Raw genomic sequence first — 20,489 nt, 5'->3', positions numbered from 1 at the left:
ATAATCATCGTCATCTTGAATGTGATACAAAGCCGCGTATGTGTGCTTTACCCCGCGTGATTAGGAGTTGAAATGGCTATTGACGAAAACAAGCAAAAAGCACTGGCAGCCGCACTCGGCCAGATTGAAAAGCAATTTGGTAAAGGTTCTATCATGCGCCTGGGTGAAGACCGCACTATGGATGTGGAAACCATCTCTACCGGTTCTCTGTCGCTGGATATTGCGCTGGGCGCGGGTGGCCTGCCAATGGGCCGTATCGTCGAGATCTATGGACCGGAATCTTCTGGTAAAACCACGCTGACTCTACAGGTCATCGCGGCTGCTCAGCGTAAAGGTAAAACCTGTGCGTTTATCGATGCGGAGCACGCGCTGGATCCGGTTTACGCTAAAAAGCTTGGCGTGGATATTGATAACCTGCTGTGTTCGCAGCCGGATACCGGTGAGCAGGCGCTGGAAATCTGTGATGCGTTGGCCCGCTCCGGCGCGGTGGACGTGATTATCGTCGACTCCGTGGCTGCTCTGACGCCAAAAGCGGAAATCGAAGGGGAGATCGGTGACTCTCACATGGGCCTTGCGGCACGTATGATGAGCCAGGCAATGCGTAAGCTGGCAGGTAACCTGAAGCAGTCGAATACCCTGCTGATCTTTATTAACCAGATCCGTATGAAAATCGGTGTGATGTTCGGTAATCCGGAAACCACTACCGGTGGTAACGCTCTGAAGTTTTACGCTTCTGTCCGTCTGGATATCCGTCGTATTGGCGCGATAAAAGAAGGTGACGAAGTCGTCGGTAGCGAAACGCGGGTTAAAGTGGTCAAAAATAAAGTCGCCGCGCCATTCAAACAGGCTGAATTCCAGATTATGTACGGTGAAGGTATCAACGTACTGGGCGAGCTGGTGGATCTGGGTGTCAAACACAAGCTGATTGAAAAAGCCGGTGCCTGGTACAGCTATAACGGTGACAAGATTGGTCAGGGTAAAGCTAATGCGGGCAACTTCCTGAAGGAAAATCCGGCGGTGGCCAGTGAAATCGAAACCAAACTGCGCACCATGCTGTTGAACAATCCGGACAGTAAACCTGATTTTACCGCTGATGAGAGCGAGATGGGTGAAATCAGCGAAGCAAATGAAAATTTTTGATGCAGCCTGATGGGCGGTTCTTCCCGCCCTGTCTGACGAAAAGGAACGGTTCGCCCGTTCCTTTTTTTGTTTCTTCCGTTGTTCCTCGTTAATCTTACCCTTCGCCATTTCATTAAGCTGAAAGTTTTGGAGCAAGATGCCTGAAACAAAAGATCGTAGCTCGTTTCCCCGTTTGCTTGAGCGCGCCATGCGTATCCTTGCCATGCGTGATCACAGCGAAGCCGAATTACGCCGCAAGCTGTCATTGTCAGCAGAGCGCGCTGCTCTCTCTGTCAGCAATGATCATCCATCAGAAAGCCCTTCACCAGAGCAAATCGATCAGGTGGTGGCGTGGTGTTACGAAAACCGGTATCTCGATGACAGCCACTTTGCACAACGCTATATTGCCGGTCGAAGCCGTAAAGGCTACGGCCCGCAGCGTATTCGCATGGAACTGAACCAGAAGGGCGTGGATCAGGCTGTAACGACTGCCGCGTTGTCCAGCGCAGAAATAGACTGGCGCAGCAAAACCTGTGAAGCGGCAGAACGAAAGTTTGGCCTGCCACTGCCATCAGACTGGAAGGAAAAAGCAAAAGTACAGCGCTGGCTGATGACAAAGGGTTTTCTTGCCGAAGATATCCGTAGCATTTTTTCAAATTTTGATGATTGAGTAACGATGGGATTTTACTTCCCATCGAAGAAAATTTATCTTATTCACCACTTTTTGTTCGTGCGTTACCGGTAAAAGGTCAATCCTGCCGGTATGTCAGCCCCACGAAACGTTCGTTAGCGTGATTCCAGGATATTTATGAGCAAGAGCACTGCGGAGATTCGCCAGGCGTTTCTCGACTTTTTTCACAGCAAGGGACATCAGGTTGTAGCCAGTAGCTCCCTCGTACCAACGAATGACCCGACCTTACTGTTCACCAACGCCGGTATGAACCAGTTCAAGGATGTTTTCCTTGGCCAGGACAAACGTAATTACTCCCGGGCCACCACTTCACAGCGCTGTGTGCGTGCCGGGGGCAAGCATAACGATTTGGAAAACGTTGGCTATACCGCTCGTCACCATACTTTCTTTGAAATGCTGGGCAATTTCAGCTTCGGTGATTACTTCAAGCGTGAAGCGATTGAATATGCCTGGGAGCTACTGACCAGCGCGCAATGGTTCAGTCTGCCGAAAGAGAGATTGTGGGTCACCGTATACGAAACTGATGATGAGGCTTATGACATCTGGGCCGACCATATTGGTGTACCCCGTGAGCGCATCATCCGCATCGGTGATAATAAGGGCGGTGCCTTTGCATCTGATAATTTCTGGCAGATGGGCGATACCGGTCCGTGTGGCCCCTGTACCGAAATATTTTTCGATCACGGCGATCATATCTGGGGTGGACCTCCGGGCAGCCCGGAAGAGGATGGGGATCGCTACATTGAGATCTGGAACCTGGTCTTCATGCAGTTTAACCGCCAGTCTGACGGCACAATGCTGCCGCTACCAAAGCCTTCGGTTGATACCGGCATGGGACTGGAGCGTATTTCGGCGGTGTTGCAGCACGTAAATTCTAACTACGAAATCGATTTGTTTCAGAAATTGATTAAATCCGTAGCTGCGGTAACCGCTGCCCAGGACCTGAACAGCAAATCACTGCGCGTGATTGCTGATCATATTCGTTCCTGTGCATTCCTGATTGCCGATGGGGTGATCCCTTCAAATGAAAACCGGGGTTACGTACTGCGTCGTATCATTCGACGTGCCATTCGTCATGGCAACATGCTGGGCGCACAAGGCACCTTCTTCTGGAAGCTGGTCGGCCCGTTGATTGAGGTCATGGGCGCGGCTGGTGACGATTTAAAAAATCAGCAGTCTCAGGTCGAGCAGGTGTTAAAGACCGAGGAAGAGCAGTTTGCCAAAACGCTGGAGCGTGGTCTGGCGCTGCTGGATGAGGAACTGGCGAAATTACAGGGCGATACCCTGGATGGGGAAACCGTGTTCCGCCTGTATGATACCTTCGGCTTTCCGGTAGACCTGACGGCAGATGTGTGTCGTGAGCGTAATCTGAAAATAGATGAACCCGGTTTTGAGCGGGCGATGGAACAGCAGCGTCAGCGCGCTCGCGATGCCAGCGGCTTTGGTACTGATTACAACAATACTATTCGTGTTGACGCGGCTTCAACGTTCAAAGGCTATGAGCAACTCGAACTGACGGCATCAGTGACCGCTATTTTTGTTGACGGCCAACCCGCTAAACAAATCACCGCAGGTCAGGAGGGCGTCATTGTCCTCAATGAAACGCCATTCTATGGTGAGTCGGGCGGTCAGGTGGGTGATACCGGCGAACTGAAAAACAGTCATGCCGTGTTTACCGTTACTGACACACAAAAATATGGTCAGGCGATTGGTCATACCGGCAAACTGGCATCGGGCCATCTGCGGGTTGGGGAACACCTGGCGGCACAGGTTGATGAATTACGCCGTGGCCGCATCCGCCTGAACCACTCTGCGACACATTTACTGCATGCCGCATTACGTCAGGTGTTAGGTCACCATGTGGCGCAGAAAGGATCGCTGGTTAACGATCGATACCTGCGATTTGACTTCTCCCATTTCGAAGCGATGAAACCGCAGGAAATTCGCCAGGTAGAGGATATTGTTAACGCACAAATCCGCCGGAATCTTGCCGTTGACACCCAAATTATGGAGCTGGATGCAGCAAAAGCGCTGGGGGCGATGGCGCTGTTCGGCGAAAAATACGATGATCATGTGCGCGTGCTGACAATGGGCGATTTTTCTACCGAGCTTTGTGGTGGAACCCATGCAGAGCGCACTGGTGACATTGGTTTGTTCCGGATTATTTCTGAGTCAGGAACTGCCGCAGGTGTGCGTCGTATCGAAGCTTTGACAGGTGAGGGCGCTCTGAAGCAGGTGCATGTACAGAGCGAACAGTTGCAGGACATCGCCCAGTTGCTGAAAGCTAACCATGGCAACCTTCATGAGAAAGTGAGGGCAATGCTGGAAAGCGTTCGAGGGCTGGAAAAAGAGTTACAGCAACTAAAAGATCAGCAGGCGGCGCAGGAAAGTGCTTCACTGAGCAGTCAGGCGCTTGATATTAAGGGTGTGAAGCTTCTGGTGAGTGAGCTCACTAACGTTGAGCCGAAAATGCTGCGCACCATGGTCGATGACCTGAAAAATCAACTGAAGTCCGCAATTATCGTGCTGGCGACGGTGGAGGAAGGCAAGATATCGCTGATTGCTGGCGTCACTAAAGATGTGACCGATCGCGTGAAAGCTGGAGAGCTGGTGGGGCAGTTGGCCCAGCAGATTGGTGGTAAGGGCGGGGGACGCCCGGATATGGCTCAGGCCGGAGGCAGCGATGTTCAGGCATTGCCTGGGGCACTGGCTGGCGTCGAAGCCTGGGTTGTTGCAAAACTGTAACATTTAAGATAAGCATCTCAGAGGGCGCTGTGGAAGGGTTCCACGGCGTTTCCCGGCCAGGTGTAATCCCAATAAAACATAAAGTCAGGTTGCTGGTGTGTATTTCGGCTAAACTAAGTATCAGCAGAATGTATTGGTATGAGGATGCACTTGTAGTGTATTTGTCATAGTCTACATTTAGCGTTGTATGATGGATAATGCCGGGAGATACAGTTAACCCGACTCTTTTAATCTTTCAAGGAGCAAAGAATGCTTATTCTAACTCGTCGAGTTGGTGAAACCCTCATGATCGGTGATGAGGTGACTGTAACGGTGCTGGGAGTGAAAGGGAACCAGGTTCGCATCGGTGTGAACGCTCCAAAAGAAGTTTCGGTTCATCGCGAAGAGATCTATCAGCGCATTCAGGCCGAAAAAACTCAGCAAACGAGTTACTAACGGATCAGGTGCCTCGCCAATCTGGCGAGGCACCACCGGCTTTCACCTCTCCCTTTCTGTTCTGATCTTCTGATTTTCTCACTTTCCATTCGCTGCTACAGGCATAACTGCTTATCACTTGCTGCATCTGGCTGTGCCAGTATCTGTTGATAATTCACTCTTTTTGCCGCCAAAATATCCGTATTGAGTGTGAAGTGTGCAAACAGCTGCGTAGTGGGAAAAATTGTTTGACTTATAAGTCCGGGAAAGTAATATGTGCGCCACGCAGTGCCGATGAGCAGAAACAAAGTTCAGCAGCACAACTCGTCAGAGTGCGTATGGTGAGGTGGCCGAGAGGCTGAAGGCGCTCCCCTGCTAAGGGAGTATGCGGTCAAAAGCTGCATCCGGGGTTCGAATCCCCGCCTCACCGCCATTTGCATCCGTAGCTCAGCTGGATAGAGTACTCGGCTACGAACCGAGCGGTCGGAGGTTCGAATCCTCCCGGATGCACCATATTTTGTCAGGCTGGTTGCAACTTGTTAGCTGGCGCAGGTTAAGAGTTTCAGTGATCAATGCGATGACTGATTAGGCCAGGTAAACGTAGTTAGCGAATTTGTCTGATGCAGAGTGTAAGTAGTCAGCACGTGCGATATGCATATCAACACGGTGCTAACAACTTGCGTCAGGGGATGTCTCTCACATCCACGTTGTAAAAAAGCTTTGTCATGCATCCGTAGCTCAGCTGGATAGAGTACTCGGCTACGAACCGAGCGGTCGGAGGTTCGAATCCTCCCGGATGCACCATACTCTCCTTTCTGATTACTTCTGCTCTTACGCAATACAATTGGTAACCTGTTTCAGCCCGCTTCAGGCTTTGTTTTATTATCCCTGTTTCATTCCGTAATTTTGAAAGTAAAGCTGGCTTGCAAACAGCGAATTATCTGTTGCTGAGCCCAACATTTTCTGCTTCTGCCAAATTCTGATAATCAAAAAACTCTGTCAATTCAAAGGATTTTTGCGCCTGTATCAACAGCGACAAAAAGTGTGCTTTGCGCTACAGTATTTGTTCACTGCTGCAAGGATGGAAAAAACTATGTACGACGGCTATGACGGTCTGATATTCGATATGGACGGTACTATCCTCGACACTGAGCCGACACATCGCAAAGCCTGGCGTACCGTGCTGGCCCGTTATGATATTAATTTTGATCCACAGCTGGTCATTGGGCTGAATGGTTCCCCTACGTGGCATATTGCACAAATCATTATTAATGCCAGCCACTGTCAGCTGGATCCCCATGCTCTGGCGGCGGAGAAAACAGCTCTTCTGAAAGAGATACTGTTTGATACGGTAAAGCCGCTGCCATTAGTGGAGGTCGTAAAAGCATACGCAGGTCGTCGTCCAATGGCGGTGGGGACCGGTAGTGAACACGCAATGGCAGAGGCGCTGTTACGGCATGTTGGAATACTGGACTGTTTTGACGCCATTGTTGGTGCTGATGACGTTATGCGCCATAAACCTGAACCGGATACTTTTCTGCGTTGCGCTGAACTGATGAACGTTGCACCCGCGCGTTGCGTGGTGTTTGAAGATGCTGATTTTGGCATCCGTGCTGCGCAGGCCGCAGGTATGGATGTTGTTGATGTTCGCCAGCTGTGAGTGGATGGCCTGAATATGGCGCAATGTTTGTCAGCAGCTTTCTCAGCGCCACGCTGTTGCCGGGTAGTTCGGAACTTTTGCTGGTTGGCCTGCTGGTAGCCGATAAAGTTTCTGTGCCTGGCATTGTTTTCACCGCCGCACTTGCGAACACGCTGGGCGGCCTGACAAATATTATCATTGGTCGCTGTCTGCCCCTCAGGAAGCAGGGACGGTGGCACAACACAGCCCGCGCGTGGCTGCACCGCTGGGGACCCGCTGCGCTACTGCTCAGCTGGTTACCGCTCATCGGCGATCTGCTTTGTGTTGTGGCTGGCTGGCTGCGTTTTCCCTGGTTTCCGGTGGTGTGCTTTCTCGCCGCCGGTAAGACGCTTCGCTATGTTGTGCTGGCTTTTGTAACATTACAGGGCATGGAGTGGTGGCACTGATTCGCGAATAATCGGTGCTGCGATTAACATTATGCTGAACAATAATAAATTTTCCCCGAGCGGGAGGTCAATTTGATCCCGGATGTATCACAGGCGCTTTCCTGGCTGGAGGCGCACCCTGACGCAATGAAAGGTATTGGTCGTGGTATTGAACGCGAAACGCTGCGTGTCAATTCTGACGGTCATCTGGCCACCACCAGACACCCTGAACTGTTTGGCTCAGCGCTGACCCATAAGTGGATCACCACTGACTTTGCTGAAACGCTGCTCGAATTTATTACGCCAGTTGATGACAACATTGAGCATCTGCTGGCATTCCTGCGCGATATCCATCGTCACGTTGCTCGCGAACTGGGTGATGAGCTGATGTGGCCGATGAGCATGCCCTGCCTGATTGAGGCCTCGCAGCATATTGAACTGGCTCAGTATGGCAGTTCTAATATCGGCAGGATGAAAACGCTGTATCGTGAAGGGCTGAAAAATCGTTATGGTGCGCTGATGCAGGTAATATCGGGTGTTCACTATAACTTCTCACTACCCATGTCCTTCTGGCAGGCGTGGACTGGTAATGATGCAGTGCATATTCAGGATGCCATCTCTGATGGCTATCTGCGGCTGATTCGCAACTACTATCGCTTTGGCTGGATAATTCCTTATCTGTTTGGGGCTTCGCCCGCGATTTGTTCCTCATTTCTACAGGGCAAAGAAACCGCTCTGCCGTTTGAGCGGACTGACAACGGTATGCTCTGGCTACCTTATGCTACCTCTTTGCGTTTAAGCGACTTAGGTTATACCAATAAGTCACAAAGTGGCCTTGGTATTACTTTTAACAATTTGCCAGACTATGTACGGGCACTGAAAGCAGCGATTAAAACGCCATCAGCAGACTATGCGAAGCTCGGCGTTAAAGATACGCAGGGCAACTGGCTGCAACTTAACACCAATGTGTTGCAGATTGAAAATGAGCTTTATGCGCCTGTTCGTCCAAAGCGTGTCACTCGTCCGGGAGAGAATCCTTCTGATGCATTGCTGCGGGGAGGCATAGAGTACATTGAGGTGCGCTCGCTGGATATTAATCCATTCTCCCCTGTTGGCATTGATGAAAATCAGGTGCGTTTCCTCGATCTTTTCCTCATCTGGTGCACGTTAGCCGATGCGCCGGAAATGAGTAGCGAAGAGCTTGCATGCACCCGTACCAACTGGAATCGAGTGATACTCGAAGGTCGTAAGCCGGGACTGATGCTGGGTATGGGTTGTGGCGAGGCTCAGCATCCGCTCCGGGACGTTGGTAAAACGTTATTCAGGGATTTACGCCGCGTGGCCGAAACGCTGGACAGCCAGCACAGTAACCACCACTACCAGCAGATGTGTGATCGCCTGGAAGCCTCTTTCGACGATCCTTCTCTGACCTTTTCAGCCCGTTTCCTGGATCTGCTAAAAGAAAAGGGGATCGTGGGAACAGGGCTGGCGTTATCTCAGCAGTATCGCCATCAACTGGCTGAAGAGTCATTTGAAATCCTGACGGACCAGCAATTTGAGCAGGAAGCGGTTCGTTCAAAGCTTAAACAGCGGGAAATCGAAGAAAGTGATACGCTTGGCTTTGAAGATTTTCTCAAAAGCAGAAGCTGATTGATACAAAAGAAAAAGGCCACATCACTGTGGCCAAATTAACATCTCTGTTGTCAGGGATGATGATAACAAAATGCGCGTCTTTCATATATTCAGACTCTGCACGACAAAGAAAGTTTCATCGTTGCAAAAATAAATTCATCAGTTGAGGTAACAATATGCCATTGCTGGATAGTTTCACCGTCGATCACACCATCATGGCGGCCCCTGCGGTTCGTGTAGCCAAGACCATGAAAACGCCTCATGGTGACACCATTACCGTGTTTGACCTGCGTTTTTGTAAGCCAAACAAAGAGGTGATGCCAGAACGCGGTATCCATACTCTGGAGCATCTGTTTGCTGGCTTTATGCGTAATCACCTGAATGGTGAAGGGGTTGAAATCATCGACATCTCGCCAATGGGATGCCGCACCGGTTTCTATATGAGCCTGATCGGTACACCAGATGAGCAGCGGGTGGCACAGGCCTGGAAGGGCGCGATGCAGGATGTGTTGAAAGTGTCTGACCAGCGTAAAATCCCTGAGCTGAATGAGTACCAGTGCGGCACTTTTGAAATGCACTCTTTAGATGAAGCGCAGGAGATTGCCCGCCATATCATTGATAACGACATCCGCGTTAACCACAACGACGAACTGGCGTTACCAAAAGAAAAACTACAGGAACTGCACATTTAGTTTTGTGCTCGCTCTTTTACCGTCCCGGAGGGTGGGACGGTAAATTCTTATCGACTTACGTCGTGGATCCCACTGACTCCTTGAGTGATTTTTTCGGCGTAATGCGCACCTGTTTAATCATATTTTCCTGCACGTCGAGAATATCAATTGAGTAATTGCCGATATGCACTGTGGTATTGGGCAACGGGATATCCTCAATGGCTTCCAGAATCATGCCGTTAACGGTCCGCGCTTCCTCTTCAGGCAGTTTCCAGTTAAACGCTTTGTTCAGTTCCCGCACGTTAGCACTGCCCTCAATTAATACGGAACCGTCATTCTGTGGCAAAACCTCTTCGGCCAGTGTGGGTGACATTGAGGTGGTGAAATCCCCGACAATCTCTTCAAGAATGTCCTCAATGGTCACCAGCCCTTTGATATCACCATATTCGTCCACAACCAGGCCGACTTTCTTCTTATTGCGCTGAAACTTCACCAGCTGAATATTCAGCGGTGTCCCCTCCGGGACATAGTAAATCTCGTCAGCGGAACGTAGCATCACCTCTTTAGTGAACTCTTTTTTCTCGGTCATCAGGCGGTAGGCTTCGCGCACTCGCAGCATGCTGATGGTGTCATCAAGAGAATCACGGTACAGCACGATACGGCCATGTGGCGTGTGGGTCAGCTGGCGAACAATCGATTTCCAGTCATCGTTGATGTTAATGCCGACGATTTCGTTGCGTGGCACCATGATGTCGTCAACGTTAACTTTTTCCAGATCCAGCACCGACAGCAACATATCCTGATTACGGCGGGACATCAGTGAACGTGACTCATAAACGATTGTCCGAAGCTCCTCCTTGCTGAGTGCAGAGTTGACAGCGCCTTCCGTTTTCATCCCAACCAGACGCATCATGATGCGGGTAATGGTATTCAGCAGCCAGACCAGCGGCATCATCAGCAGTTGCAGCGGCCCCAGCAGCAGACTGCTGGGAAAAGCCACCTTTTCAGGATACAGGGCTGCAATGGTTTTCGGCAGAACCTCGGCAAAAACCAGAACGCAGAAGGTCAGAATGCCGGTAGCGATTGCCACGCCTTCATCGCCATGAATCCGCATTCCGACAATGGTGGCCAGCGCAGAAGCCAGAATATTTACCAGGTTATTGCCTATCAACACCAGACTGAGCAGCCGGTCTGGACGGCGTAACAGTTTTTCTACCCGGCGGGCAGCACGGTTACCGTTTTTAGCCTGATGACGTAATTTGTAGCGATTGAGCGTCATCATGCCGGTTTCAGACCCGGCAAACCAGGCGGAAACCAGAACCATAATCACCAGAATGACAATCAGGGTCGAAGTTGAAACTTGTTCCAACGAGGCAATTCCTTGTAGTTGAGGATCAGGCAGTCAGAAAATGCTGCAACATACGGCTGCCGAAATAGGCCATGGTGAGCAGAAGCGCGCCGGCAAAATTGAACCAGGCGACACGTCGTCCCCGCCAGCCTTCATGATAGTGGCCCCAGAGCAAAACGATATAAGTGAACCAGGCAAGGATCGACAACACCGCTTTGTCGACATTTTCACGGCTGAACAGATTATGCATATAGAACAATCCGGTACAGAGCACCAACGTCAACAGCACCACACCCACCTGGGTGATGTGAAACATCTTGCGCTCAATCGTCATTAACGGCGGAATATCATTGCTGAGCGCCAGCTTTTTGTTTTTCAGCAGCCAGTCGATCCATGCCAGTTGCAGGGCATAAAGTGCGGCAATGATCAGTGTGACATAGGCAAAGAGCGCTAAACCGATGTGTACCAACATGCCCGGTGTGGTTTCCAGATGGGTAATAAAAGCATTGGGTACAAAGGTGGCAAACGCCAGATTAATCAGCGCAAAGCTGTAAACAATGGGTAACAGTATCCAGCCACGATTGCGTGAGGCCACAATGGTCATGATGACGCAGATCAGCAGGCTGACCAGTGAACCAATATTCAGCAGGCTAAGATTAAGGCCGCTGCCCAGAGCAAAAATGCGCTGATGTAGCGCTACTGCGTGAAAAACCAGCGCTGCGGTGGCAGAAATCACCGCCAGTCGCCGCCAGGTACTCTGCTTACGCAGCAGACTGGGGATGATCAGAGCAAGACTGAAGGAATAGGCGAGCAGCGCCAGAATCGCAAATACGGACATAAAAAGTTGTCTGGTACCGGTAAGCAAAAAAGCAGTATAACGCCAGCGGCGGTCGGCTCCAAACGATCTCAACGCAGAAGGCTGAGATCGCCATGTCTTCATGCTATCATTCGCACCATTGTGTCGCCTGGCGACCTCTGATTACGTTGAGCGAGAGACGATGTTTGATAATTTAACCGACAGATTGTCGCAGACCCTGCGCAATATCAGCGGCCGTGGACGGCTGACAGAAGACAACATTAAAGACACGCTGCGTGAAGTGCGTATGGCATTACTTGAGGCAGATGTTGCGCTGCCAGTGGTGCGGGAGTTTATCAACCGCGTCAAAGAGCGTGCGGTGGGGCAGGATGTCAACAAGAGCCTGACGCCGGGTCAGGAGTTTGTCAAAATTGTTCAGAATGAGCTGGTTGCCGCAATGGGTGCGGAAAACAACACGCTCAATCTGGCTGCACAGCCTCCGGCTGTCGTGTTGATGGCCGGTTTGCAGGGGGCAGGTAAGACCACCAGCGTGGGCAAACTGAGTAAATTCCTGCGCGAAAAACATAAGAAAAAAGTGCTGGTGGTTTCTGCCGACGTGTACCGCCCGGCGGCAATCCGGCAGCTGGAAACCTTAGCAGAGCAGGTTGGGGTGGATTTCTGTCCATCCGATCTGAGTCAGAAACCGGTTGATATCGTCAAAAATGCATTACAGCAGGCGAAGCTGAAGTTTTATGACGTGCTGCTGGTCGATACCGCCGGTCGTCTTCACGTTGATGAAGCGATGATGGACGAGATCAAACAGGTCCACGCCGCCATTAATCCGGTAGAAACCCTGTTTGTGGTCGATGCGATGACCGGCCAGGATGCGGCCAACACCGCGAAAGCATTTAACGAAGCGCTGCCGTTGACCGGGGTCGTCCTGACCAAAGTTGATGGTGATGCGCGTGGTGGTGCGGCACTCTCCATCCGGCATATTACCGGAAAACCCATAAAGTTTATGGGTGTAGGCGAAAAAACCGAAGCGCTGGAGCCTTTCTATCCGGACCGTATCGCCTCTCGTATCCTCGGTATGGGAGACGTGCTGTCACTGATTGAGGACATCGAAAGTAAGGTTGACCGCGCGCAGGCCGAGAAACTCGCCAGTAAGCTGAAAAAAGGCGATGGTTTTGACCTGAACGACTTTCTTGAGCAACTGAAGCAGATGCGCAATATGGGCGGTATGGCCAGTCTGATGGGCAAACTGCCGGGCATGGGGCAGTTGCCGGATAACGTCAAATCCCAGATGGATGACAAAGTGCTGGTGCGGATGGAAGCGATGATTAACTCCATGACCCGCAAAGAGCGCGAGAAACCAGAAATTATCAAAGGTTCCCGTAAGCGTCGTATCGCTACCGGCTCCGGAATGCAGGTGCAGGACGTTAACCGCCTGCTGAAGCAGTTTGACGATATGCAACGCATGATGAAAAAAATGAAGAAGGGTGGAATGGCGAAGATGATGCGTGGCATGAAAGGCATGATGCCGCCGGGCTTCCCTGGCCGTTAACCCCATCGGAATTCACCGAGGCGATTTAGATTGCTTTTTACGCCAAAATGAGTAAAATTTTCGGGCTTTTTATATTGCATCCGGGCCCCGTTCCCTCAATGGGGCCCGGTTGTTTTATTCACTAAAGAGGATGTTATGGTAACAATTCGTTTGGCACGTCACGGCGCTAAAAAGCGTCCGTTCTATCAGGTAGTCGTTACTGACAGCCGTAATGCTCGCAACGGTCGTTTCATCGAGCGCGTTGGTTTCTTCAACCCGCTGGCATCTGGTCAGGCTGAAGCACTGCGTCTGGACCTGGACCGCATTGAGCACTGGGTTGGCCAGGGCGCTACTCTCTCTGATCGCGTTGGTACGCTGATCAAAGAAGCTAAGAAAGCAGCTTAATCTGTCACGGTGGTCAACATGAGCAAGCAACTCACCGCGTCGTCCCCCGCTAACCCATTAGTGTTGGGAAAGATGGGATCGGCTTACGGTATCCGTGGTTGGCTCAAAGTGTTTTCCTCCACCGAAGATGCCGAAAGCATTTTTGACTACCAGCCGTGGTTTATCCAGCGGGCGGGTCAATGGCAGCTTATCGAGCTGGAGAGCTGGAAGCGCCACAATCAGGACATGATTATCAAAATCAAAGGTTTTGACGATCGTGATACTGCTGGTCTGCTGACAAATTGTGAAATTGTCGTGGATTCGAAGCAGTTGCCAGCGCTGGAAAATGGCGATTACTACTGGAAAGACCTTATTGGCTGCCAGGTAGTCACCACTCAGGGCTATGAGCTTGGCAAAGTCACAGAGCTGATGGAAACCGGTTCAAACGACGTACTCGTCGTAAAGGCAAACCTGAAGGATGCATTTGGTGCGAAGGAGCGGCTGATTCCGTTCCTTGATGGACAGGTTATCAAGAATGTCGATCTCACGACCGGCTCTATTGAAGTCGATTGGGATCCTGGTTTTTGAGCTCCGTTCAAAGCGGTAAGACAGCAGTGCAGTCGATGTGGATAGGCATAATCAGCCTGTTCCCTGAGATGTTCAGCGCGATTACTGATTACGGAGTGACTGGTCGGGCAGTAAAAAACGGCCTGCTCAGCATCCAGAGCTGGAGTCCTCGTGACTTTACTCATGACCGGCACCGTACCGTGGACGAACGTCCATATGGTGGTGGTCCAGGGATGTTGATGATGGTGCAGCCCCTACGGGATGCTATCCATGCAGCAAAAGCGGCGGCAGGAGAAGGCGCCAGGGTGATTTATCTTTCACCTCAGGGTCGCAAACTCGATCAACATGGGGTTTGTGAACTGGCGACCAACCAGAAGTTGATTCTGGTATGTGGTCGTTACGAAGGGATTGATGAGCGCGTAATCAAAACTGAAATCGATGAAGAATGGTCGATCGGTGATTACGTTCTCAGTGGTGGGGAGCTACCCGCAATGACGTTGATTGACTCAGTTGCCCGGTTTATACCTGGTGTGCTGGGTAAACAGGCGTCGGCCGAGGAAGATTCGTTTTCCGACGGCTTGCTGGATTGCCCACACTATACCCGACCTGAAGTGTTAGAAGGGATGGAGGTTCCGCCAGTTCTGCTGTCGGGAAACCATGCTGAAATTCGCCGCTGGCGTTTGAAACAGTCGCTGGGTCGTACCTGGCTTAGAAGACCTGAACTTCTGGAAAACCTGGCTCTGACTGAAGAGCAAGCAAAGTTGCTGAACGAATTCCGTTGTGAATTCAGCCAGCAATATAACGATGATGGACAGTCCCGGCGTTAGCCGCGATGTCTGAATATCAGTTTACCCAGGATAAGAGACAAAATTATGAGCAACATTATCAAGCAAATCGAACAAGAGCAGTTGAAACAGGACGTACCTTCATTCCGCCCGGGTGATTCCGTGGAAGTGAAAGTATGGGTCGTTGAAGGTTCAAAGAAACGTCTGCAGGCATTCGAGGGCGTGGTTATTGCTATTCGTAACCGCGGTCTGCACTCTGCATTCACTGTTCGTAAAATTTCTAACGGCGAAGGTGTTGAGCGTGTATTCCAGACTCACTCACCTGTAGTTGACAGCATTACTGTTAAACGCCGTGGTGCCGTACGTAAGGCCAAACTGTACTACCTGCGTGAGCGTACTGGTAAGTCTGCACGTATTAAAGAACGTCTGGGCGCTAAAGCAGCATCCTGAGTTAATAGTGAAATAAGGGGCTGACCGCAAGGTCGGCCCTTTTTTTTATCTCTGTTTTATTGCCGGTAAGCAGAGTGATTCAACGTCAGAATGATTAACCCTGTGCGGCTTTGATCAGTTCAACTACCAGTGGGGAAAGCTCGTTGCGCAGGGCTGCACGTTCGGACTGAAATAGTGTGGCGACAAAATATTTGTGTTGCGGTAACTCAATGCCGCGGACATCACCTTCAGAATCCCATGCACTGATAACCAGCGGAAAATCACGCAGTTCAGCGATGAAATCCGCATTCATCCCAAAGTTGCAGTGATAGCCTTCATGCGTTGTAAGACGTCCATAAGCCCGGGCGATAACCGTGTCAGGATCGATAATAATATCCCCGGTTTGCTCCACCAGTGAGCAGCTTAATGGACTGATCACTATCCTGCCCGTTGTCTCAGTTTCAGCATGAGCCGCATCACGCCAGCCCATCACATTTCGTGCATATTCCACTACGGCATACTGAAATCCGGCGCACGAACCAAGAAAGGGGACGTTATTTTCCCGTGCGTAAGTGATGGCCAGAAATGCACCGTCATCATTCAGATATGGGCTTCCGGGGACTACCCAGATTGCATCGAAAGGGGCTAAAACGGCGGTAGAGGTAACAGACTCTGTAGGTAGCCATTCTGCGGTCACTTCGGTGTTGAGAGCGTTGGCGGCAAGTTGAAGGGAGTGTGGGATCGCCTGGTGGGCAACGATGTCAGAACAGAAATCACCGACCAGTGCAATTCGGGTTAAGGTTTTCATCATGACTTCCTGTGCAGGTAAAACAGGATGCTACAGCGTGTTATGCAGGTTAGCAATCTGGCACGGTAATAAAAATGCCGGCTCCCACCGGCATCGTATTCAGTCAGGCTGGTTGCCACAGGGCCACGGAATCGGCAGTACCCGGAGCCCAGCTGATAACCCAGGCGGTGTGCGTCTGGATACAAATCCACTCCCTGTTTTGATAGCTGACTTTTTCGCCCGCCTGCCAGGTGCCGCCGAGTACCCACTGAGGCAGGCTACTCGCCGCCGCCGTGGTGACTTCCAGCGTATTACCCGGCGTCGAGGTGCTGTCGTTAATGTCGCTGGCGGTAACGAAATAGCGATAGCGGGTGCTGGCACTCAGCCCGGTATCGTGATAGTCAGAGCGCGAGGCAGGCACGCGGGCCAGCGCGCTGATAATGCCGTTATTTTCGCCGCGATACAGGTTGAAAAATGCCAGCGGCGCGGTGGCGACCGGCATATCCCATACCAGGCTGATACTGTTTTCCGTTGCCGACACAGAGCGCAGGTTAACAGGTGGCGCAGGGGGTAAATTCGATGTGACTTTAGTGATTGCTATGATTTCATCACTTAATGCAGTGTGGCTCCCGTCGCCATAAACTGCGCCAAACCGGTAGCGGTACTCTGTGTTTTCCTCAAGACCGGCATCGGTATAGCCGGGCAGAGAGACGGATGCCAGCAGACCATCATTACGGTAGACAACGTATTCCGTAGCCTCATCCCACCTGTTCCATGTCAGAGATACGGAATCAGCCGTGGTTTCTGTAACCACAAGTCCGTCTGGCATCGGGATGTCTGGCGTGGCTTCCCCATTGATGGTGTAATTCAGCGCCGTACGGGCTGGCTGAATAACTCTGCTACAGACCACCTTGCCATTGCACATCAGCTTAACCGTGCGGGATTGCTGTGATTCTGCAACGTTGATATGGAATTTATTCATTACTCCACTTCTCAACCGTTTGTTCTCCAGTCTGAAACGGAGCACCTGATTTTCAGACTCAACAATCAGCTGGCAGTCAGCATCAGTTAACTGCGAGGGGGGCTCCTGATACAGATAACCATAAGCGCCATGTAGCGCTGGAAAAACAGATGCAGGCAACTTGCCTTCGGGATCGTAATAACCGACCAGGGTGGTGACTGGCACACCAAAAGAGACTGGCTTAACAGCAACGCTGTTATCCTGGTAAGTCAGGTTATCAAGCCATTTTCCACCATCTGAAAAAAAGTGTCTTTCTTCACCAGGTCCGGTTTTAACAGACTGACCGTCAGCCACCAGGGTGAGCATATGGCTTGTAGAATTTTCCACACGAATAGTTTTGCCGGCATTCTCCCGGGATGCAGCGGGTAGATGAATCTCTTCTTGCTTGAACTTATCATCGGGTGAAAGGGTGACCAGCTGATAGCGGGCCAGCAGATCGCTCAGTTGTTGCGCACCCAGTTGATTATGACCGGCATAAATACGGCGTGTATCCGCATCTACCAGGATGCATGCTGTCCAGCCAGCTTCTTCCGAACGATAGCTCTGGCTAAATCCTTTGGTGACCAGAATCGTTTTGCCATTCAGGTGAAGCTGGCTGTTCCAGCTGGCGTGATGTTCAACGGTGATTATTTTGTGCCTGTTCAACGCGCTGGCTGGTGGAACAGGGATGTTCTGCGCCCAGTTGCCATCAGCCATGTAGACTTTGACTACCTGGTGATGGTTAAGCAGCGATGTAAAAGTCTGCTCACTCAATTCCCGGTTTGATATGGTTACCGGGCTGACAACGTTTATTCTGTGCTCGCAGGGCTGCATCCGCTGAGTCGTTGCATCCCATTTTCTGAATCCGGTGACAGAGTCGGGTGAAAACACCAGCTTACTCTCCATGAATTGCTGGATAATTGCCGCAGTGTAAGGGGTATAAAGCGTGAATCGGTTAATGGGGGCCATTGGTGCACCACCGGCCATGGGATCAAATCCGTATGAGCGCCCATAAAAAGGGGGCTGGCATCGATCGCCATAGCATGATGGGCGTTGGGTGATTTTTGTTGAGAAGTTTGGCAGGAAATAATTACGATCGCTGTCCCAGCCCCAGGTGGAATTGATTGAGTCGGCTGACTGGTGTACTGAGCCGTCAAAGCCACCGGGGTAATGCCCCAGGCCATAATTATGTCCAACCTCATGACTGAATTCATTTCCAAGCGAATCTTCGAGCGTAACTATACCGCCGCCGCCAGACAGGCCGTGGATCACTACACCATTCGCGTAATTACCGCGACTGTTATGGGCGGTAAGTTGAGCGGTGAGATAAGGGCTCCATTCACCTTCACCTTCTGATGAATTGATGCCGTAATTAGCATTATTTATTCCTAACGAGATTAATTCTTTACCGATTCGCTGGCGCATTGTGCCGTCATAAATACCGCCCTGACTGGGATCGAAATCAGTCAACAGCCGACCGTCAGGTAACCTTACTTCGGTCAAATGAATGGACTCGTAATTACTGACGATCATTCTTGATATGGGGGCGGTCTGGAAATACTCTCTGTGCGCTTCAGCATCATCGGCAAAAGAGAATTGATGGCGTGGCGTTATCAGCATACCTATATCAATGGTGTGGATCAGTAATTCTGTTGGTGCTCCGACATTAATATTATCAAGTTGCCCTGATAACCGATCCGCCTCCAGGTTCAGCGATATGCCCGGTTTAATCCAGCGTCCGGGAATGTTCAGGCTCCAGGTATTTAATGCATAGGTAATCCCCTGGTTTGCCAGTTCAGTATCGAGAATCCACTGGCCGGAAATATATTTAAAATGGAAAGTATCCCCCCTGGATATTATGGTTGTTCGGCCACTGAATGTAATTGTTGACGTGTAACCAGCGTTAGAAATGACACGGATTAATTTTCCTTCCGAAACGCCGTTTTCCGGTAAAAATATATTTCTTGTCCAGCGACCATCTGCTGTTCTGATCTCGACAACAGAATGATTCTGCAACTGGGACAGTAAAAAAGCGGCTGTGGGATCACTAAGCAGAGTTAACTGGGCGCTGGTATTTACCGACAGGGTGCTGCCGGGTAAAGGAGAAAAAGTAATATCGTCAGGAACATTGTTAACGTAGTAAGCGCTCTTTGGCAGTTGTTCTGGTGGCAGAAGGGAGAGTTTGCCAGAGCAGTTACCAGATTGATCGTAAAGCGAGACATGTAACTGGCTGAAATGGCCTTGTGGTTTTACCAGAAGCAGTGTTTTGCGTCCTGCAATCAGGTGTGGTTGTTGATCGCCAGATTTTGGATGCGCGGGAATAATCTGACTTTGAACAAATTTAACATTAGCCTGTAATGTTCCTTTCAGGTCATTACCATTATCGCTTTCATTAAACACCTGTAGCTCAGTATTTACTTTAAAGACATTTTCTGGTCTTTTCACATAATCGGTCATAATTTAATCCATAGTAATGTCATTGTTTTTATTAAAATGACGTGAGTGTAATTTAATGGTTTAAGTGTTTTTTTTTTGGACTCACTCACAGTGGATTGTTGCTAAGAGATGTGCAACTTTAATAATTCGTGGTTTGTTTTAAAAATTAGCATCTCTATGAATTTTCTGAAATAACTGTTGTAATGTTTTCTGGATTATTGTGAGGGGTATTTTCGCATTTTATTTCTGCCCGACAGAGAAAATATGCAGTATTTTATGAGGCATCATTAGCTATTAAGGATGTTTTTTTGATGACGATCTTGATTAATATCTTATTGTGCGGGCCAGATACGGGTTGATGTGTGGGTTTTTATGGGGGAGATATCTGTAATGATATTTCCTGACATCTTAGTAAAAAACGTCTGTATAAGAAATAAATTATAATCTTAACGAAAAAAATAATTCCATTTTTAGCCTGAAAATATTGCTATAAGCTAAAAATGAATTAATCATAACCGCCCTTAAGGCGGATTTTATCATGCCAGTTAATCAACATTTCGTCACTGCGGGCGACGTATATGGTAGATGGCGGTATTTACCGGGCCAGTATTTAACACAATCAATCCATACTGAATGCCGATAAAATCAGCTCCGCATTTTAACGCCACCCGCCGGCTGGCAATATTTTCTTCTGCGGCGAGAATTTCAACGGTATCGCGTTGCGGACTCTGCCAGGCCATCTCCACAAGGTAGCGTACTGCCCTGGTAGCTATTCCCTGGCGCTGCTCGCTGCTGCGTATCCAGTAACCAATTGAGCAGTGATTGTCCGGACTGGCGGAATAGCGCAGGCCAGCACTTCCGAGTAAACGGCCATCACTGGCAAAAAGCCCCATTTCATTCGCGTTGCCACTTTCTCTCAGTGTATGCGTAGTGGCAAACCACTGGCGGGCCTCCAGGGTGGTAAAACCTTCATGGGCCCAGGCCAGCCAGGGGGTAAGGGTATCCAGTGACTGATTAACCGCCGCTGCAAAAGCCTCAGCATCCTGCTCCTGATAAGGACGATAAACAATTTTCATCC

Annotated in this window: 18 protein-coding genes and 3 tRNA genes; 16 read left to right on the top strand and 5 right to left on the bottom strand. The window is 50.2% G+C overall.

Features of this window, described 5'->3' with window-relative positions; genetic code table 11:
• The first annotated feature begins 72 nt into the window (after positions 1-72).
• The 11 genes from recA to luxS all read left to right on the top strand — a co-directional run bounded on the left by recA (position 73) and on the right by luxS (position 9,357).
• A complete protein-coding gene (gene recA, locus BG55_RS13555) occupies positions 73-1,140 on the top strand; it encodes a recombinase RecA (protein ID WP_034938444.1) in 1,068 nt (355 codons plus the stop codon).
• 136 nt (positions 1,141-1,276) lie between these two features.
• Positions 1,277-1,789, top strand: coding sequence for a regulatory protein RecX (locus BG55_RS13550; protein ID WP_034938442.1), 513 nt, complete (start codon positions 1,277-1,279; stop codon positions 1,787-1,789).
• 138 nt (positions 1,790-1,927) lie between these two features.
• Positions 1,928-4,555, top strand: coding sequence for an alanine--tRNA ligase (alaS, locus tag BG55_RS13545; RefSeq protein ID WP_034938440.1), 2,628 nt, complete (start codon positions 1,928-1,930; stop codon positions 4,553-4,555).
• 249 nt (positions 4,556-4,804) lie between these two features.
• Positions 4,805-4,990 carry a carbon storage regulator CsrA gene (gene csrA, locus BG55_RS13540; RefSeq protein WP_004155916.1) on the top strand — a complete coding sequence of 62 codons (186 nt, stop codon included), beginning with the start codon at positions 4,805-4,807 and terminating at the stop codon, positions 4,988-4,990.
• Between the two features lie 319 nt (positions 4,991-5,309).
• Positions 5,310-5,402: transfer RNA gene (locus BG55_RS13535), tRNA-Ser, on the top strand.
• Between the two features lie 3 nt (positions 5,403-5,405).
• A tRNA-Arg gene (locus BG55_RS13530) sits at positions 5,406-5,482 on the top strand.
• Positions 5,483-5,696: 214 nt separating this feature from the next.
• A tRNA-Arg gene (locus BG55_RS13525) sits at positions 5,697-5,773 on the top strand.
• A 289-nt stretch (positions 5,774-6,062) separates the two neighbouring features.
• Positions 6,063-6,629, top strand: a complete 567-nt coding sequence (gene yqaB, locus BG55_RS13520) for a fructose-1-phosphate/6-phosphogluconate phosphatase (RefSeq protein ID WP_034938439.1) — start codon at positions 6,063-6,065, stop codon at positions 6,627-6,629.
• 23 nt (positions 6,630-6,652) lie between these two features.
• Positions 6,653-7,054: a YqaA family protein gene (locus BG55_RS13515; RefSeq protein WP_034938437.1), complete on the top strand. Its 402-nt coding sequence runs from the start codon at positions 6,653-6,655 to the stop codon at positions 7,052-7,054.
• Between the two features lie 72 nt (positions 7,055-7,126).
• Positions 7,127-8,683 carry a glutamate--cysteine ligase gene (gene gshA, locus BG55_RS13510; protein WP_034938436.1) on the top strand — a complete coding sequence of 519 codons (1,557 nt, stop codon included), beginning with the start codon at positions 7,127-7,129 and terminating at the stop codon, positions 8,681-8,683.
• Positions 8,684-8,841: 158 nt separating this feature from the next.
• Complete coding sequence (gene luxS, locus BG55_RS13505) at positions 8,842-9,357, top strand: S-ribosylhomocysteine lyase (protein ID WP_034938434.1); 516 nt, start codon at positions 8,842-8,844, stop codon at positions 9,355-9,357.
• Positions 9,358-9,412: 55 nt separating this feature from the next.
• Here luxS and BG55_RS13500 read toward each other — a convergent pair whose 3' ends face one another.
• Together BG55_RS13500 and BG55_RS13495 are read right to left on the bottom strand one after the other, a co-directional pair.
• The gene (locus BG55_RS13500) at positions 9,413-10,705 is read right to left on the bottom strand and encodes an HlyC/CorC family transporter (RefSeq protein WP_034938433.1); all 1,293 of its coding nucleotides are present in this window, start codon (positions 10,703-10,705) and stop codon (positions 9,413-9,415) included.
• A gap of 25 nt (positions 10,706-10,730) precedes the next feature.
• Positions 10,731-11,522, bottom strand: a complete 792-nt coding sequence (locus BG55_RS13495; RefSeq protein WP_034938431.1) for a cytochrome C assembly family protein — start codon at positions 11,520-11,522, stop codon at positions 10,731-10,733.
• Positions 11,523-11,682: 160 nt separating this feature from the next.
• Here BG55_RS13495 and ffh point away from each other — a divergent pair, with 160 nt between their 5' ends.
• The 5 genes from ffh (at position 11,683) to rplS (ending at position 15,209) form a co-directional block, all read left to right on the top strand.
• A complete protein-coding gene (gene ffh, locus BG55_RS13490) occupies positions 11,683-13,044 on the top strand; it encodes a signal recognition particle protein (RefSeq protein WP_034938430.1) in 1,362 nt (453 codons plus the stop codon).
• Between the two features lie 135 nt (positions 13,045-13,179).
• Positions 13,180-13,428, top strand: coding sequence for a 30S ribosomal protein S16 (gene rpsP / locus BG55_RS13485; RefSeq protein WP_034938428.1), 249 nt, complete (start codon positions 13,180-13,182; stop codon positions 13,426-13,428).
• Between the two features lie 18 nt (positions 13,429-13,446).
• On the top strand, positions 13,447-13,995 hold the full coding sequence (gene rimM, locus BG55_RS13480; protein ID WP_034938427.1) for a ribosome maturation factor RimM: 549 nt from the start codon (positions 13,447-13,449) through the stop codon (positions 13,993-13,995).
• Positions 13,996-14,030: 35 nt separating this feature from the next.
• Entirely contained in the window at positions 14,031-14,801 is a 771-nt protein-coding gene (trmD, locus tag BG55_RS13475; protein WP_052018847.1) for a tRNA (guanosine(37)-N1)-methyltransferase TrmD, read from the top strand.
• A 45-nt stretch (positions 14,802-14,846) separates the two neighbouring features.
• Positions 14,847-15,209 carry a 50S ribosomal protein L19 gene (gene rplS / locus BG55_RS13470; protein WP_034938423.1) on the top strand — a complete coding sequence of 121 codons (363 nt, stop codon included), beginning with the start codon at positions 14,847-14,849 and terminating at the stop codon, positions 15,207-15,209.
• 94 nt (positions 15,210-15,303) lie between these two features.
• On the opposite strand, the gene BG55_RS13465 is transcribed toward rplS, so the two are convergent.
• The 3 genes from BG55_RS13465 to BG55_RS13455 all read right to left on the bottom strand — a co-directional run bounded on the left by BG55_RS13465 (position 15,304) and on the right by BG55_RS13455 (position 20,487).
• Positions 15,304-15,996: a CTP synthase C-terminal region-related (seleno)protein gene (locus BG55_RS13465; protein ID WP_034938422.1), complete on the bottom strand. Its 693-nt coding sequence runs from the start codon at positions 15,994-15,996 to the stop codon at positions 15,304-15,306.
• A gap of 103 nt (positions 15,997-16,099) precedes the next feature.
• Positions 16,100-19,432 (bottom strand): M66 family metalloprotease, encoded by a 3,333-nt coding sequence (locus tag BG55_RS21465; protein WP_071995020.1) that lies wholly within the window; start codon positions 19,430-19,432, stop codon positions 16,100-16,102.
• A 539-nt stretch (positions 19,433-19,971) separates the two neighbouring features.
• Positions 19,972-20,487 (bottom strand): GNAT family N-acetyltransferase, encoded by a 516-nt coding sequence (locus BG55_RS13455; protein WP_034938420.1) that lies wholly within the window; start codon positions 20,485-20,487, stop codon positions 19,972-19,974.
• Between the last annotated feature and the right edge of the window lie 2 nt (positions 20,488-20,489).

Source organism: Erwinia mallotivora, from assembly GCF_000590885.1.
Taxonomy (GTDB): Bacteria; Pseudomonadota; Gammaproteobacteria; order Enterobacterales; family Enterobacteriaceae; genus Erwinia; species Erwinia mallotivora.
The sequence above is the reverse complement of the archived record's forward strand: the minus strand, read 5'-3'. Positions and strand labels throughout refer to the sequence as shown.

Bases quoted from the DNA above. Each gene is read 5' to 3' on its own strand.
- rimM (WP_034938427.1), top strand. From the start codon at position 13,447: ATGAGCAAGCAACTCACCGCGTCGTCCCCCGCTAACCCATTAGTGTTG.
- BG55_RS21465 (WP_071995020.1), bottom strand. From the start codon at position 19,432: ATGACCGATTATGTGAAAAGACCAGAAAATGTCTTTAAAGTAAATACT.
- rpsP (WP_034938428.1), top strand. From the start codon at position 13,180: ATGGTAACAATTCGTTTGGCACGTCACGGCGCTAAAAAGCGTCCGTTC.
- trmD (WP_052018847.1), top strand. From the start codon at position 14,031: ATGTGGATAGGCATAATCAGCCTGTTCCCTGAGATGTTCAGCGCGATT.
- BG55_RS13550 (WP_034938442.1), top strand. From the start codon at position 1,277: ATGCCTGAAACAAAAGATCGTAGCTCGTTTCCCCGTTTGCTTGAGCGC.
- BG55_RS13455 (WP_034938420.1), bottom strand. From the start codon at position 20,487: ATGAAAATTGTTTATCGTCCTTATCAGGAGCAGGATGCTGAGGCTTTT.
- BG55_RS13515 (WP_034938437.1), top strand. From the start codon at position 6,653: ATGTTTGTCAGCAGCTTTCTCAGCGCCACGCTGTTGCCGGGTAGTTCG.
- recA (WP_034938444.1), top strand. From the start codon at position 73: ATGGCTATTGACGAAAACAAGCAAAAAGCACTGGCAGCCGCACTCGGC.
- ffh (WP_034938430.1), top strand. From the start codon at position 11,683: ATGTTTGATAATTTAACCGACAGATTGTCGCAGACCCTGCGCAATATC.
- alaS (WP_034938440.1), top strand. From the start codon at position 1,928: ATGAGCAAGAGCACTGCGGAGATTCGCCAGGCGTTTCTCGACTTTTTT.
- csrA (WP_004155916.1), top strand. From the start codon at position 4,805: ATGCTTATTCTAACTCGTCGAGTTGGTGAAACCCTCATGATCGGTGAT.
- luxS (WP_034938434.1), top strand. From the start codon at position 8,842: ATGCCATTGCTGGATAGTTTCACCGTCGATCACACCATCATGGCGGCC.
- BG55_RS13495 (WP_034938431.1), bottom strand. From the start codon at position 11,522: ATGTCCGTATTTGCGATTCTGGCGCTGCTCGCCTATTCCTTCAGTCTT.
- yqaB (WP_034938439.1), top strand. From the start codon at position 6,063: ATGTACGACGGCTATGACGGTCTGATATTCGATATGGACGGTACTATC.
- BG55_RS13465 (WP_034938422.1), bottom strand. From the start codon at position 15,996: ATGAAAACCTTAACCCGAATTGCACTGGTCGGTGATTTCTGTTCTGAC.
- rplS (WP_034938423.1), top strand. From the start codon at position 14,847: ATGAGCAACATTATCAAGCAAATCGAACAAGAGCAGTTGAAACAGGAC.